Below are 12,958 nucleotides of genomic sequence, written 5' to 3' on the forward strand. Positions count from 1 at the left end.
GGCGGCAAAAGGACCACCTAGCTGGAGCTGACCTCGTCCAGCGGCAGCCGCACCACCGTGTCGCTCGTCGCCCTCTTCGCACCAGCCGTCGCCGACACGGACGCCGCCGACAGTTCGGGCGTGGTCAACGCCCGGTCCCACACCTGTACGTCGTCGATCGCGCCGCTGAAGTGCTGCAGGCTGTCCACCCGTTGCCCGATGTGCACCCCGAACCCCGAGTTGCGGCTGACCGAACCGGCCACGTCCGCCACACTCACCGCCGTACCGTCGACGAACAGGGTGAACTGGCCGCCGCCGCGACGCAGGGCGACAAAGTGCCACTGACCGTCGTTGTAGGTGCCCACCGAAGTCGCGGACGCCGTCCTGAGGGCCGACGCGCCGTCCCGGACCGTCATCAGGCCCCGGACGCGGTCGCTTGCGGGCTCGGCGCGCAGCCAGACCTGCGGCTGCGTGGAGCCGACCCCGCCCATCCACAGCAGCGGCCGGTCACCCGACGTCGCCGTGGTCCGGAACCAGAGGGCCACCGTGAAGTCCTTGGTGCCCAGGGGCAGCCGGTCGCTGTACGGGAGGCGTACGGCGTCGTCCACGCCGTCGAACTCCAGTGCGCCGCCGCCGAACACGCCGGTGGTCTGCGTGGCGCCGCCGAGGACGGCGGCCGGACGGGCCTGCGGGGCCAGGTCCGGGGTGGTCGGGTCCGGGCCGCGCGCCGGTGTCAGCCAGTCCTGGGTGAAGCGGGCGAAGCGGATCTCGTCGCGGGCCTCGACGGTGCCACCCTCGTACATCAGGCCCACCGTCTCGCTGTCGATCTTCACCAGGTCGGAGTAGCCCGACCAGTCCCGGGTGACCACTGTGCCCCGGTCGACGCTGTCCCAGGTGCGCCCGCCGTCGTAGGAGGAGCGGATCATCATCGTGCGGCGCCGGTCGGGGTCGGCCGGGCAGGCCAGCAGGACGCGGGCGCCGAAGTCGACGGTGGAGCACTGGACCTGGGGCGCGTAGAGGTCGGGGAGGGCGCGGAACGGGGTGAGGAAGCTGCTGCCGCCGTCCGCGCTGAAGGCCTGGGTGCGGTGGCCGAGATCCGTCCCGTCCTGTTCGCGCCCGCTGACCAGGATCTGGCCGTCCGAGCGCTCGGTGAGCGTGAGCTCGGACGGTTTCTGCCGGAAGGTGCCGTCCGCCGCGATGGGCCAGCTGTCGGTGGCGCCGACCTTCCAGTGGTCGCCGCCGTCGTCGCTGTAGATCAGCGCGGCGTGGTTGGCGCTGATCCGAGTGCCTTCCCACGTCTCGGTGTTGACACCGAAGACGAGCCGGCCCGCGTGCTCGCCCCGGGTGAGCTGGATGCCGTGGACGGGGCCCGTGGCGTACCAGGAGTTCCACTCGGCCGGCATGATCTCGGCGCTCAGGTCGCGCGGCTGGGACCAGGTCACCCCGTCGTCGTCGCTGTACCGCAGATGGGGGCTGCGGTCACAGGGGACCGGGCAGTTGCCGCCGCCCCGGCCCGTGTTCCAGCTCTCCGCGAGGATGACACGGCCGGTCTCCCGGTCCACGATCGGCGTCGGATTGCCGTGCGTGTCGACCCCGCCGTCGTCGACGACCTGGACCGGGCCCCAGGTCCGCCCGTCGTCGGTCGACCGCTTGACGACGATATCGATGTCACCGGCGTCCCCGCAGTTGTCCTTGCGTCCCTCGGCGAAGGCCAGCAGCGTGCCCTTCAGGGTCCGGACGATCGCGGGGATCCGGTAGCAGGAGTAGCCGGGGTCCTGGGAGGCCCGGAAGAGCACCTGCTGCTCGAACGTGGCCGTCGGGGTCGCCTGGTCGGCGCCTGCGGGGCTCGGCTGCGCGAGCAGCAGAGCGGCCGTGGTGAACACGGCCGTGAGGGTGAATCTGAGACGTGCGGGAAGACTTGACGGCATGTACGGCCCTGCCCTTCAACGTCTGGACTTCATGCGTCTGGAATTCAGAGTTCGTGACTTCAGAGGTCTGGACATCTGAACAATCGGGCATCCGGAAATCTGGACATCCTACGTCCAACGGGCGTGCATCAGACGGTAGTTGGATGCTCAGCCGCCCCACAAGAACCGCGTGTCGCGGGTTCAGGACAACCTTGCTATTCGGCCGTACGCGATCACAGCGCTCCTCCGCAGAACCGTTGGGAGATCCAACGATAAACGTATAACCGTTGGAAGGTCCAATGATTATTGGCTAGTCTTTTCGTATGTCTGTCGAACTTCGTTCCATACGGGTCCTCCCCAGCTGGATCCTGGGGAGGGCCGCCGACCGTGGGCGGGCGCTCGTCGCCGCCGCACTGGCCGGTGAAGGGCTGAAGATGTGGCACCACGTGGTGCTCTCCGCCGTCGCGGAGCTGGGCCCTGTCGCGCAGGCCGAACTGGTGCGCGGGGTGGGGCTCGACGCCAAGGACATGGTCGGCGTCCTCAATGACCTCCAGGCCGCCGGACTGGTCGTACGCGCACCCGATCCGCACGACCGGCGCAAGAACGCGGTGACGGTCACGGCGGCGGGACGACGGCTGCTGGCCCGCTGCGAACGGGCCGCGCGCAAGGCCAACGACGAGCTGCTGGCACCGCTCACGGGCGTGGAACGCGAGCTGCTGACGGCTCTGCTCACCCGGGTCGCGGGCACCGGGTGACGAACGAGCCGGTCAGCCCTGGGAGGCTGCGGCGCGCAGGGCGATACGGTCCTCGCCCGCGTACACGTTCATGTTGGCGCCCCGGAGGAATCCCACCAGGGTCAGCCCCGACTCGGCCGCCAGGTCGACGGCGAGCGACGACGGTGCCGATACGGCCGCCAGTACCGGAATCCCGGCCATGACCGCCTTCTGTGCCAGCTCGAAGGACGCCCGGCCCGAGACCAGCAGGATCGTGCGGGACAGGGGCAGGTCGCCATTCTGCAGTGCCCGGCCGACCAGTTTGTCGACCGCGTTGTGCCGCCCCACGTCCTCACGGATGTCGAGCAGCTCGCCCTCCTCCGTGAACAGGGCCGCCGCGTGCAGACCCCCGGTCCGGTCGAACACCTGTTGGGCCGCGCGAAGCCGGTCGGGCAGGCTCGCGAGCAGTTCGGGCGCCAGCCGGACCGGGGGAGCGTCGGGGCCGTCGTCGATGGCCCAGCGGGCCGTCGTACGGACGGCGTCCAGACTCGCCTTGCCGCACAGCCCGCACGACGACGTGGTGTACACGTTCCGCTCGAGCGTGATGTCGGGCAGGACCACGTCCGCGGCCGTGCTCACGTCCACCACGTTGTAGGTGTTGGAGCCGTCCGCCGTCGCGCCCGCGCAGTACACGATGTTCCGCAGTTCCCGCTGCTCGGCCAGCACTCCCTCGCTCACCAGGAAGCCCACGGCGAGCGCGAAGTCGTCGCCCGGTGTCCGCATGGTGATGGCGATCGGCTTGCCGTTCAGCCGGATCTCCATGGGCTCCTCGGCGACGAGCGTGTCCGGCCGGGCGGAGACCACCCCGTCGCGGACCCGGATCACCCTGCGTCGCTCCGTGACTCGTCCCATGGTGTGATCAGCCCCGGTTCTGTACGTGCTGGCAAGTGACCCTCGCGGATCCATTGTCCTGCACGTCCCCAGTGGCACTGCGGCCCCCTGGGCTCTGTTGCCGCCACCTGGCCTGAAACGCCGATCCCGCGTGGCCGGAGATACCGTTCGTCCGGTCCGAACGACCGTTCGGCGCATGGTAGATACCGTTCACCGCATACGGTCGGCGAGTTGGCCTGGCCGCCTTCCCAACCATGCGGCCGGTTCCTATCGTCCGATCATGAGTCCCCCCATGGCACCCCCTGGCTGGAGCCGCTGGCTCGTTCCTCCGGCCGCCCTCTCGATCCATCTCTCCATCGGTCAGGCCTACGCCTGGAGCGTCTTCAAGCCGCCCCTGGAATCTGCCCTCGGCCTCAGCGGCACACAGAGCGCGCTGCCCTTCCAGCTCGGCATCGTCATGCTCGGCCTGTCCGCCGCGTTCGGCGGCACCCTCGTCGAACGCAACGGCCCGCGCTGGGCCATGACCGTCGCCCTGATCTGCTTCTCCTCCGGTCTGCTGATCGCCTCGCTCGGTGCCGCGACCGAGCAGTACTGGCTGATCGTCTTCGGCTACGGCTTTGTCGGCGGCATCGGCCTCGGCATCGGCTACATATCGCCCGTCTCCACCCTCATCAAGTGGTTCCCGGACCGGCCGGGCATGGCCACCGGCATCGCGATCATGGGCTTCGGCGGCGGTGCGCTCATCGCCTCCCCCTGGTCGGCGCAGATGCTGGAGTCGTTCGGCTCCGACAGCTCCGGGATCGCGCTCGCCTTCCTCGTGCACGGACTCTCGTACGCCGTGTTCATGACCCTCGGAGTGCTTCTGGTGCGCGTGCCGCGCGGCGACAAGCCCGCCGGCGACGACGGGGCGAGCGGGCCCAGCGCCCTCTCGGGCGTCCAGGTCTCCGCGCGCAGCGCCGTGCGGACCCCACAGTTCTGGTGCCTGTGGGTCGTCCTCTGCATGAACGTGACAGCGGGCATCGGCATCCTGGAGAAGGCCGCGCCCATGATCAAGGACTTCTTCGCGGAGAGCTCCACGCCGGTCTCGGTGTCGGCGGCGGCCGGCTTCGTCGCGCTGCTGTCGGCGGCCAACATGGCGGGCCGTATCGGCTGGTCGTCCACCTCCGACCTCATCGGCCGCAAGAACATCTACCGCGTCTACCTGGGCGTGGGCGCGCTGATGTACGCGTCGATAGCCTGGTTCGGGGACTCCTCCAAGCCGCTGTTCATCATCTGCGCGCTGGTGATCCTCTCCTTCTACGGCGGCGGGTTCGCCACCGTCCCCGCCTATCTGAAGGACCTCTTCGGGACCTACCAGGTCGGCGCGATCCACGGACGGCTGCTCACCGCGTGGTCCACGGCCGGTGTCCTCGGCCCGCTGATCGTCAACTGGATCGCCGACCGGCAGGAGGAGGCCGGCAAACACGGCTCGGCGCTCTACGGGCTGTCGTTCGCCATCATGATCGGACTGCTCGCCGTCGGTTTCGCCGCCAACGAGCTCATCCGCCCCGTCCACCCCCGCCACCACATCCCCGCGCCCGCACCGAAGGAGGCCGCCCATGTCCAGCGAGAGCAGTCCGTCTGAGAGCGCGGGCCCGCTGTCCGACCGCCGGCCCCTGATCGCCTTCGCCTGGCTGTGGGTGGGGGCGCCGCTCTGCTACGGGCTCTACGAGCTGGTGCAGAAGGCGACCCAGTTGTTCACGGGGTAGGTGTTCGCTCACTGCGGAGTCTGATGGAAGCCGACAACACGGCCGGGCTAATCCTGTGGCATCGCGTGCCGTCGTACTGGTGAGTCACTCATCAGACTGGTGGATCCCGCTACCGAAAAGCAGCAAGGGGGACCCACCCATGTACGGCTCGCGCGTCACCGCCGTCGGTCACTACCAGCCCGCCAAGGTGCTCACCAACGAGGACCTGGCGGGACTGGTCGACACCAACGACGAGTGGATCAGAAGCCGGGTGGGCATCCGCACGCGCCACATCGCCGGGCCCGACGAGCCCGTGGACGAGCTCGCCGCGCACGCCGCCGCCAAGGCGCTCGCGTCGGCGGGCCTGTCCGCGAGCGACATCGACCTCGTCCTCGTCGCCACCTCCACCGCCGTCGACCGCTCCCCGAACATGGCCGCCCGTGTCGCGAACCGGCTCGGCATCCCCTCGGCGGCCACGATGGACCTCAACGTCGTGTGCGCGGGCTTCACCCACGCCCTGGCCACCGCCGACCACGCGGTACGGGCCGGTGGATCGACGCGTGCCCTCGTCATCGGCGCCGACAAGATGTCCGACGTGGCGGACTGGACCGACCGTACGACCTGCGTACTGGTCGGGGACGGCGCGGGCGCGGCGGTCGTCGAAGCCTGTCCGCCGCCGGCCTCGACCGAGCCGGGCCTCGCCGGCATCGGGCCCGTGCTGTGGGGTTCGGTGCCCGAGATGGGGAACGCGGTACGGATCGAGGGCACGCCCTCACGGTTCGCGCAGGAGGGCCAGAGCGTCTACCGCTGGGCCACCACCCAGTTGCCGCGATTCGCCCGCCAGGCCTGCGAGCGCGCCGGCCTCACCCCCGCGGACCTCGCCGCCGTGGTCCTCCACCAGGCCAACCTGCGCATCATCGAACCGCTGGCCGCGAAGATCGGCGCGGTGAACGCCGTCGTGGCACGCGATGTCATCGAGTCCGGCAACACCTCGGCCGCCAGCATTCCGCTCGCCTTCTCGAAACTCGTCGAGCGCGCGGAGATCTCCACCGGCGACCCGGTCCTGCTGTTCGGCTTCGGCGGCAACCTCTCGTACGCGGGACAGGTCGTCCGCTGCCCGTAGGCCGGGCGAGCTTCCGGCTCACCATGGACGGGCGGGTCCCTGCGCGGCCCGTTCAAGGCGCCCTCGTGGCGCCTTCTTCTTTGTCCTGCCAGTGGAAGAAGTCGGCGGCAATCTGTGCACTACTTCTTCCCAGCCCCGGCCCCCGCTGCTACGTTCCACTCGAAAGCCCGGCGAAGTAGCCGGAGAACGTGGCCGGTTGGTGCCTGACTAGGCGGGGAGGGGTTTGTGAGACGTATGACCGCGCGACCCGCGAACTCCCATCAGGCCCGGCTGCTGCGTCTGTTGCGTGACGGTGGGCCCAACTCCCGGGCCCAGCTGGGGGATCAGGTCGACCTGTCACGGTCCAAGCTGGCCGTGGAGGTGGACCGGCTCCTGGAGACGGGCCTGATCGTGGCCGACGGGCTCGCCGCCTCGCGCGGCGGCCGCCGTTCCCACAACATCCGGCTCGCCCCCGCCCTGCGCTTCCTCGGCGTCGACATCGGCGCGACCTCGATCGACATCGCGGTCACCAACCCCGAACTGGAAGTGCTGGGACACCTCAACCAGCCCATGGACGTACGCGAGGGCCCCGTCGCGGTCTTCGAGCAAGTCCTTTCCATGGCCGCCAAGTTGAAAGCCTCCGGGCTCGCGGAGGAGTTCGACGGCGCCGGTATCGGCGTCCCGGGTCCGGTCCGCTTCCCCGAGGGCGTCCCGGTCGCCCCGCCGATCATGCCCGGCTGGGACGGCTTCCCCGTACGGGAGGCGCTCAGCCAGGAACTGGGCTGCCCGGTGATGGTCGACAACGACGTGAACCTGATGGCGATGGGGGAGCAGCACGCGGGCGTCGCCCGTTCCGTGGGCGACTTCCTCTGCGTCAAGATCGGCACGGGGATCGGCTGCGGCATCGTCGTCGGCGGGGAGGTCCACCGTGGGGTGACGGGCAGCGCCGGCGACATCGGGCACATCCAGGCGGTGCCCGGCGGCCGTCCGTGCGCCTGCGGCAACCGGGGGTGTCTGGAGGCCCACTTCAGTGGCGCCGCTCTCGCCCGTGACGCCAAAGAGGCGGCCCAGCAGGGACTTTCGGCGGAACTCGCGGCCCGGTGGGAGGCGAACGGCGCGCTGAGCGCCGTCGACGTCGCCGCCGCCGCTGCCGCCGGGGACGCCACCTCGCTCGACCTGATCCGCGAGGGCGGCAACCGCACCGGCCAGGTCATCGCCGGCCTGGTCAGCTTCTTCAACCCCGGCCTGGTGGTGATCGGCGGCGGGGTGACCGGCCTCGGCCACACCCTCCTCGCCGCGATCCGCACCCAGGTCTACCGTCAGTCGCTGCCCCTGGCGACCGGCAACCTGCCCATCGTTCTGGGGGAGTTGGGCCCCACCGCCGGAGTCATCGGCGCGGCCCGGCTCATCAGCGACCACCTGTTCTCGCCCGCGTAGACCGTTTCGTAGCCACGGATCGCCAGTACAGCGCCCTGCTCCGCCTGCTTGAAGCGCTTGCCCGAAACGCCTCCCCGGCAAGTGAACCGTCCTGCAAGCGAACCGAACCGCCCTGCAAATGAACCGCCCTGCAACCGGCCCGCACGCCTGCCAAGGGGAACCGTCATGGCACCAGAACCACCGCTGCTCAGCATGTCCGGCATCACCAAGTCGTTCCCCGGCGTCCGCGCTCTCGACGGCGTCGACCTCGACGTCCAGGCCGGAGAAGTGCACTGTCTGCTCGGCCAGAACGGTGCCGGCAAGTCGACGCTCATCAAGGTCCTGGCCGGCGCCCACCAGCCCGACGACGGCCGCCTCACCTGGCGCGGAGAACCCGTCACCCTGCGCTCGCCCAGCGCCGCCATGCGCCTCGGCATCGCCACCATCTACCAGGAACTCGACCTGGTGGAGGACCTGTCGGTGGCGGAGAACGTCCACCTCGGCCACGAACCCACGACCGCCGGATTCGTCGTACGGGGCAAGGCGGCCAAAGCGTCAACTGCCGCACTGCTCAAGCGTCTTGGTCATCCCGAGGTCGATCCCGGGCGCCTGGTCGGGGAGTTGTCGGCGGCGCAGCAGCAGATCGTGTCGATGGCGCGGGCGCTCTCCCACGACGTTCGGCTGATCGTCATGGACGAACCCTCCGCCGCGCTCGACCCGGAGGAGGTCGACAACCTCTTCCGGATCGTCGGCGACCTGACCGCAGACGGGGTCGCCGTCGTCTACATCTCGCACCGGCTGGAGGAGATCCGCCGCATCGGCGACCGCGTGACCGTGCTCAAGGACGGCCGCGCGGTGGCGGGCGGACTCCCCGCGAAGTCCACGCCGACCCGCGAGGTGGTCGCCCTGATGACGGGCCGCAACGTCGAGTACGTCTTCCCGGAGCGCCCGGCGACAGCGGGCAACCCGGCCGCCGCGCCGGTCCTCGAAGTCCAAGGGCTCGCCAGGGAGGGCGAGTTCGCACCCGTCGACCTCACCGTACGACCGGGCGAGATCGTCGGCCTCGCCGGTCTGGTCGGCTCCGGGCGCTCGGAGATCCTGGAGACGATCTACGGCGCGCGCAAGCCGACAGCCGGACAGGTCGTCGTCGAAGGACGGGAGTTGAAGCCGGGCAGCGTACGAGCCGCGGTGCGTGCCGGGCTCGGGCTCGCCCCCGAGGAACGCAAGGCGCAGGCTCTGCTGATGCTGGAGTCCGTCACCCGCAATGTGTCGGTCTCCTCCATGTCCCGCTTCGCTCGCGCCGGCTGGATCGACCGGGGCGCCGAACTGGGCGCCGCCCGCGCCGCCACCCGTGAGCTGTCGCTACGGCCCGACAACCCCTCCGTGCCCGTCCGCACCCTCTCCGGCGGCAACCAGCAAAAGGCCGTCCTCGCCCGCTGGCTGCTGCGCGGCTGCCGCGTCCTGCTGCTCGACGAACCCACCCGGGGCGTCGACGTCGGCGCCCGCGCCGAGCTGTACGCGGTGATCCGCCGCCTCGCCGACGCGGGCCTCGCCGTCCTGCTGGTCTCCAGCGAAGTGCCCGAGGTGCTCGGCCTCGCCGATCGCGTCCTGGTCCTGCGCGAGGGCCGGGTCGTCCACACGGCACCCGCCCGCGAACTCGACGAACACCGCGTGCTCGACCTCGTGATGGAAGGAGCCCCAGTGGCCAGCACAAGCTCGACGGCCGGCAGCTCTGCGGCCGGTGAAAGGGGCCCCGCATCATGACGCAGCCCGTGTCCCCGCCACGCACCGGCACCGACAAGCTCCCGTCCACCGGTCAACCCCCGGTCTGGCGAACCATGGTGGCTCGCGCGGACGTCCGTACCCTCTCCCTCCTCGGTGTCCTCGCCGCGCTGGTCGTCGTCGGCGGCATCACCAAGCCCGACGAGTTCCTCGACACCCGTAACCTCCAACTCGTCCTCACCCAGGCCTCGGTGATCGGTGTCGTCACCGTCGGCATGACCTTCGTCATCATGTCGGGGGGCATCGACCTGTCGGTGGGCGCGATCGTCGCCCTCTCCTCGGTGTGGGCAACCACCGTCGCCACCCAGGAGTACGGCTTCGCGGGCATCCTCTTCACCGCCGTGCTCGTCGGAGTGTGCTGCGGACTGGTCAACGGGCTGCTCATCGCGTACGGCGGGATGGTCCCGTTCATCGCCACCCTCGCCATGCTCGCCTCGGCGCGCGGACTGGCCCTCCAGATCACGGACGGCGCGACGCAGATCGTCTCGATCGACGGCGTCCTCGATCTCGGCGAGCGCGACGCGTACATCCTCGGCATCCCGCCGCTGGTGCTGGTCTTCGCGGTAGTGACGATCATCGGCTGGCTGATCCTGAACCGCACCACCTTCGGCCGCCGCACGGTCGCCGTGGGCGGCAACGCGGAGGCCGCCCGCCTGGCCGGCATCGACGTACGCCGCCAGCGCCTCTACCTCTACCTCCTGTCCGGACTGTGCTGCGGGATCGCCGCCTTCCTGCTGATCATCCTGTCCGGCTCGGGCCAGAACACCAACGGAAACCTGTACGAGCTCGACGCCATCGCCGCCGCGATCATCGGCGGCACCCTGCTCAGCGGGGGTCGCGGCACCATCGTCGGCTCCGTGCTGGGCGTCCTGATCTTCACCACCATCACCAACATCTTCGCCCTGAACAACCTGCAGAGCGATGTGCAGCAGATCGCCAAGGGCGCGATCATCGTCGCCGCCGTGCTCGTCCAGCGCCGTACCGCCGGCACGACCTGAGGGAAGGGTTCACCGCCATGCCAGAGTCGACGCCTTTCACCAGCCGCAGAGGACTGCTCTTCGGCACCGCCGCCGTCGGGGCGGGAGTCCTGCTCACCGGTTGCACCAGCAACGAGCCGGACGACGAGCCCGCCGCGGTCGACGACCGGCCGGCCGCCGCCGACACCCCCGGCAAGGCCGTCACCATCGGCTTCGCCGGACCGCAGGCCGACCACGGCTGGCTCAACGCGATCAACGACAACGCCAAGAGTCAGGCGAAGAAGTACTCCGACGTGACGCTGGAGATCACCGAGGGCTCGAACGACACCGCGGCCCAGATCGGCCAGATCGAGACGCTGATCAACAAGAAGGTCGACGTGCTGGTGATCCTGCCCGCCGACGGCAAGGCACTCACCCAGGTCGGTCTGAAGGCGATGCGCGCCGGCATCCCAGTCGTCAACCTGGACCGGATCTTCAACACCCCGCAGGCGTACCGCTGTTGGATAGGCGGCGACAACTACGGCATGGGCCTCAACGCCGGGCACTACATCGGCGCGAAGCTCAAGGGCGTGGCCGACGCCAAGGTCATCGAACTCGCGGGCCTCGACAACCTGGAACTGACCAAGCAGCGCACTCAGGGCTTCGACGACGCCCTGAAGAACTACCCGAACATCAAGAAGGTCGCCCGCCAGGCCGCCGAGTTCACGGTCGAGTCGGGCCAGGCCAAGATGGCCCAACTCCTTCAGGCGCAGCCCAAGTTCGACGCCCTGTGGAACCACGACGACGACCAGGGCGTGGGCGCGCTGCGGGCGATCGAACAGGCCGGCCGCGAGGACTTCCTGATGGTCGGCGGCGCGGGCGCCCTCTCCGCGTTCCAGGCCATCAAGCAGGACAACGGTGTCCTGAAGGCCACGGTGCTCTACCCGCCCACGATGGCCGCGTCGGCCATCGACCTGGCCCGCGCACTGGGCCAGGGCAAGGGCGTGAGCGGCCTGTCCGAGTTCGAGATCCCCTCGTCGCTCACCCTCTACTCGGCAGTGGTCGACAAGACCAACGTCGACCAGTACATGCCGACCGGCTTCAAGTAGCACAGGGCGGGGTCAGTTGCCGGGCCCCTTCAGGCATGCGGTACATCCGCGCCCCAAAGGGGCGCGGGGAACTGCGCGACCAGCCACGACGCACCCGCAGCCGACCACTGGATCACCCCCACCACCACGAGGAGGACCTCCGCATGGCACAGCCGCAGGCAGACGCCGCCGAGGCGGACACGCCGGCACTGGGCGTCGGCATGGTCGGATACGCCTTCATGGGCGCAGCCCACTCCCAGGGCTGGCGCACTGTGGGCCACGTCTTCGACCTGCCCAGGCGCCCGGCACTCGCCGCGATCTGCGGCCGGGACGCCGGCGCCGTCCGAGCGGCAGCGAAAAAGCACGGCTGGGCGGCGGCCGAGACCGACTGGCGTGCCCTGATCGAACGGGACGACGTCGACCTCGTCGACATCTGCACCCCCGGCGACAGCCACGCCGAGATCGCCCTCGCCGCCCTCGCCGCGGGCAAGCACGTACTGTGCGAGAAGCCCCTCGCGAACACCGTCGAGGAAGCCGAGGCGATGACGGCGGCGGCCGAAGAGGCGGAGCGGCGCGGCCAGTTGGCGATGGTCGGTTTCAACTACCGTCGGCTGCCCGCCACCGCGCTCGCCCGTTCCATGGTCGCCGAGGGCAGGCTGGGCCGCCTGCGGCACGTACGGGTGACGTACCTTCAGGACTGGCTGGTCGACCCGGGGTTCCCGCTCACCTGGCGGCTGCGCAAGGAGGCGGCCGGGTCGGGCGCGCTCGGCGACCTGGGCGCCCACATCGTCGACCTCGCCCAGTACCTCGTGGGCGAACCGCTCGCCGGAGTCTCCGCCCTCACCGAAACCTTCGTACGGGAACGCCCGTTGCCCGGCGGCCCGACCAGTGGCCTGAGCGCCGCGGCGGCCTCCGGCACCGGACAGGTCACCGTGGACGACGCCGCCGTCTTCACCGGCCGCTTCGCCTCGGGCGCCCTCGCCTCCTTCGAGGCCACCCGGTACGCGACCGGCCGCAAGAACGCCCTGCGCATCGAACTCAACGGTGAACAGGGCTCGTTGGCCTTCGACCTGGAACGCCTCAACGAACTCGAGTTCCACGCCGGCACCGAACCCGGCACCCACGCGGGCTTCCGGCGCATCCTCGTCACCGAACCCGACCACCCCTACCTGGAGGCATGGTGGCCGCCGGGCCACGGCCTCGGTTACGAGCACTCCTTCATCCACCAGGCCCGCGACCTCGTCCACGCGATCGCGGCGGGCAGCAGGCCCCGCCCCTCCTTCGCGGACGGCCTCCAGGTGCAGCGGGTCCTGGCGGCGGTCGAGGAGAGCGCGGAGAAGAACTCCGTCTACACGCCCATCGCTGTCCCGTCCACATCGGTCTGAGGAGGCTCGACG

The 12,958-nt window shown here is 70.1% G+C and carries 11 protein-coding genes; 9 read left to right on the forward strand and 2 right to left on the reverse strand.

Annotation, left to right across the window (positions count from 1 at the left end; translation table 11 throughout):
* Nucleotides 1–17: 17 nt before the first annotated feature.
* Nucleotides 18–1,907: a sialidase family protein gene (locus tag ADL01_RS04680; RefSeq protein ID WP_053740594.1), complete on the reverse strand. Its 1,890-nt coding sequence runs from the start codon at nt 1,905–1,907 to the stop codon at nt 18–20.
* Between the two features lie 302 nt (nt 1,908–2,209).
* Here ADL01_RS04680 and ADL01_RS04685 point away from each other — a divergent pair, with 302 nt between their 5' ends.
* Nucleotides 2,210–2,641 carry a MarR family winged helix-turn-helix transcriptional regulator gene (locus ADL01_RS04685; protein WP_053740595.1) on the forward strand — a complete coding sequence of 144 codons (432 nt, stop codon included), beginning with the start codon at nt 2,210–2,212 and terminating at the stop codon, nt 2,639–2,641.
* A 12-nt stretch (nt 2,642–2,653) separates the two neighbouring features.
* On the opposite strand, the gene fdhD is transcribed toward ADL01_RS04685, so the two are convergent.
* Nucleotides 2,654–3,511: a formate dehydrogenase accessory sulfurtransferase FdhD gene (fdhD, locus tag ADL01_RS04690; RefSeq protein WP_053740596.1), complete on the reverse strand. Its 858-nt coding sequence runs from the start codon at nt 3,509–3,511 to the stop codon at nt 2,654–2,656.
* A gap of 259 nt (nt 3,512–3,770) precedes the next feature.
* On the opposite strand from fdhD, the gene ADL01_RS04695 reads away from it, so the two are divergent.
* The 8 genes from ADL01_RS04695 (at nt 3,771) to ADL01_RS04725 (ending at nt 12,946) form a co-directional block, all read left to right on the forward strand.
* Entirely contained in the window at nt 3,771–5,114 is a 1,344-nt protein-coding gene (locus ADL01_RS04695) for an OFA family MFS transporter (protein WP_053740597.1), read from the forward strand.
* Nucleotides 5,089–5,238 carry an MFS transporter small subunit gene (locus ADL01_RS45240; protein ID WP_199834752.1) on the forward strand — a complete coding sequence of 50 codons (150 nt, stop codon included), beginning with the start codon at nt 5,089–5,091 and terminating at the stop codon, nt 5,236–5,238. Before ADL01_RS04695 ends, ADL01_RS45240 begins: the two co-directional genes overlap by 26 nt.
* 139 nt (nt 5,239–5,377) lie before the next feature.
* A complete protein-coding gene (locus tag ADL01_RS04700; protein ID WP_053740598.1) occupies nt 5,378–6,340 on the forward strand; it encodes a beta-ketoacyl-ACP synthase III in 963 nt (320 codons plus the stop codon).
* A 234-nt stretch (nt 6,341–6,574) separates the two neighbouring features.
* Complete coding sequence (locus ADL01_RS04705; RefSeq protein WP_053740599.1) at nt 6,575–7,756, forward strand: ROK family transcriptional regulator; 1,182 nt, start codon at nt 6,575–6,577, stop codon at nt 7,754–7,756.
* A gap of 165 nt (nt 7,757–7,921) precedes the next feature.
* The gene (locus tag ADL01_RS04710) at nt 7,922–9,499 is read left to right on the forward strand and encodes a sugar ABC transporter ATP-binding protein (protein ID WP_053740600.1); all 1,578 of its coding nucleotides are present in this window, start codon (nt 7,922–7,924) and stop codon (nt 9,497–9,499) included.
* Nucleotides 9,496–10,515: an ABC transporter permease gene (locus tag ADL01_RS04715; RefSeq protein ID WP_053740601.1), complete on the forward strand. Its 1,020-nt coding sequence runs from the start codon at nt 9,496–9,498 to the stop codon at nt 10,513–10,515. Before ADL01_RS04710 ends, ADL01_RS04715 begins: the two co-directional genes overlap by 4 nt.
* A gap of 17 nt (nt 10,516–10,532) precedes the next feature.
* Nucleotides 10,533–11,582, forward strand: coding sequence for a substrate-binding domain-containing protein (locus ADL01_RS04720; protein WP_053740602.1), 1,050 nt, complete (start codon nt 10,533–10,535; stop codon nt 11,580–11,582).
* A 143-nt stretch (nt 11,583–11,725) separates the two neighbouring features.
* On the forward strand, nt 11,726–12,946 hold the full coding sequence (locus ADL01_RS04725) for a Gfo/Idh/MocA family protein (protein WP_053740603.1): 1,221 nt from the start codon (nt 11,726–11,728) through the stop codon (nt 12,944–12,946).
* Nucleotides 12,947–12,958 lie beyond the last annotated feature (12 nt).

The organism is Streptomyces sp. NRRL WC-3618 (genome assembly GCF_001280005.1).
GTDB lineage: Bacteria > Actinomycetota > Actinomycetes > Streptomycetales > Streptomycetaceae > Streptomyces.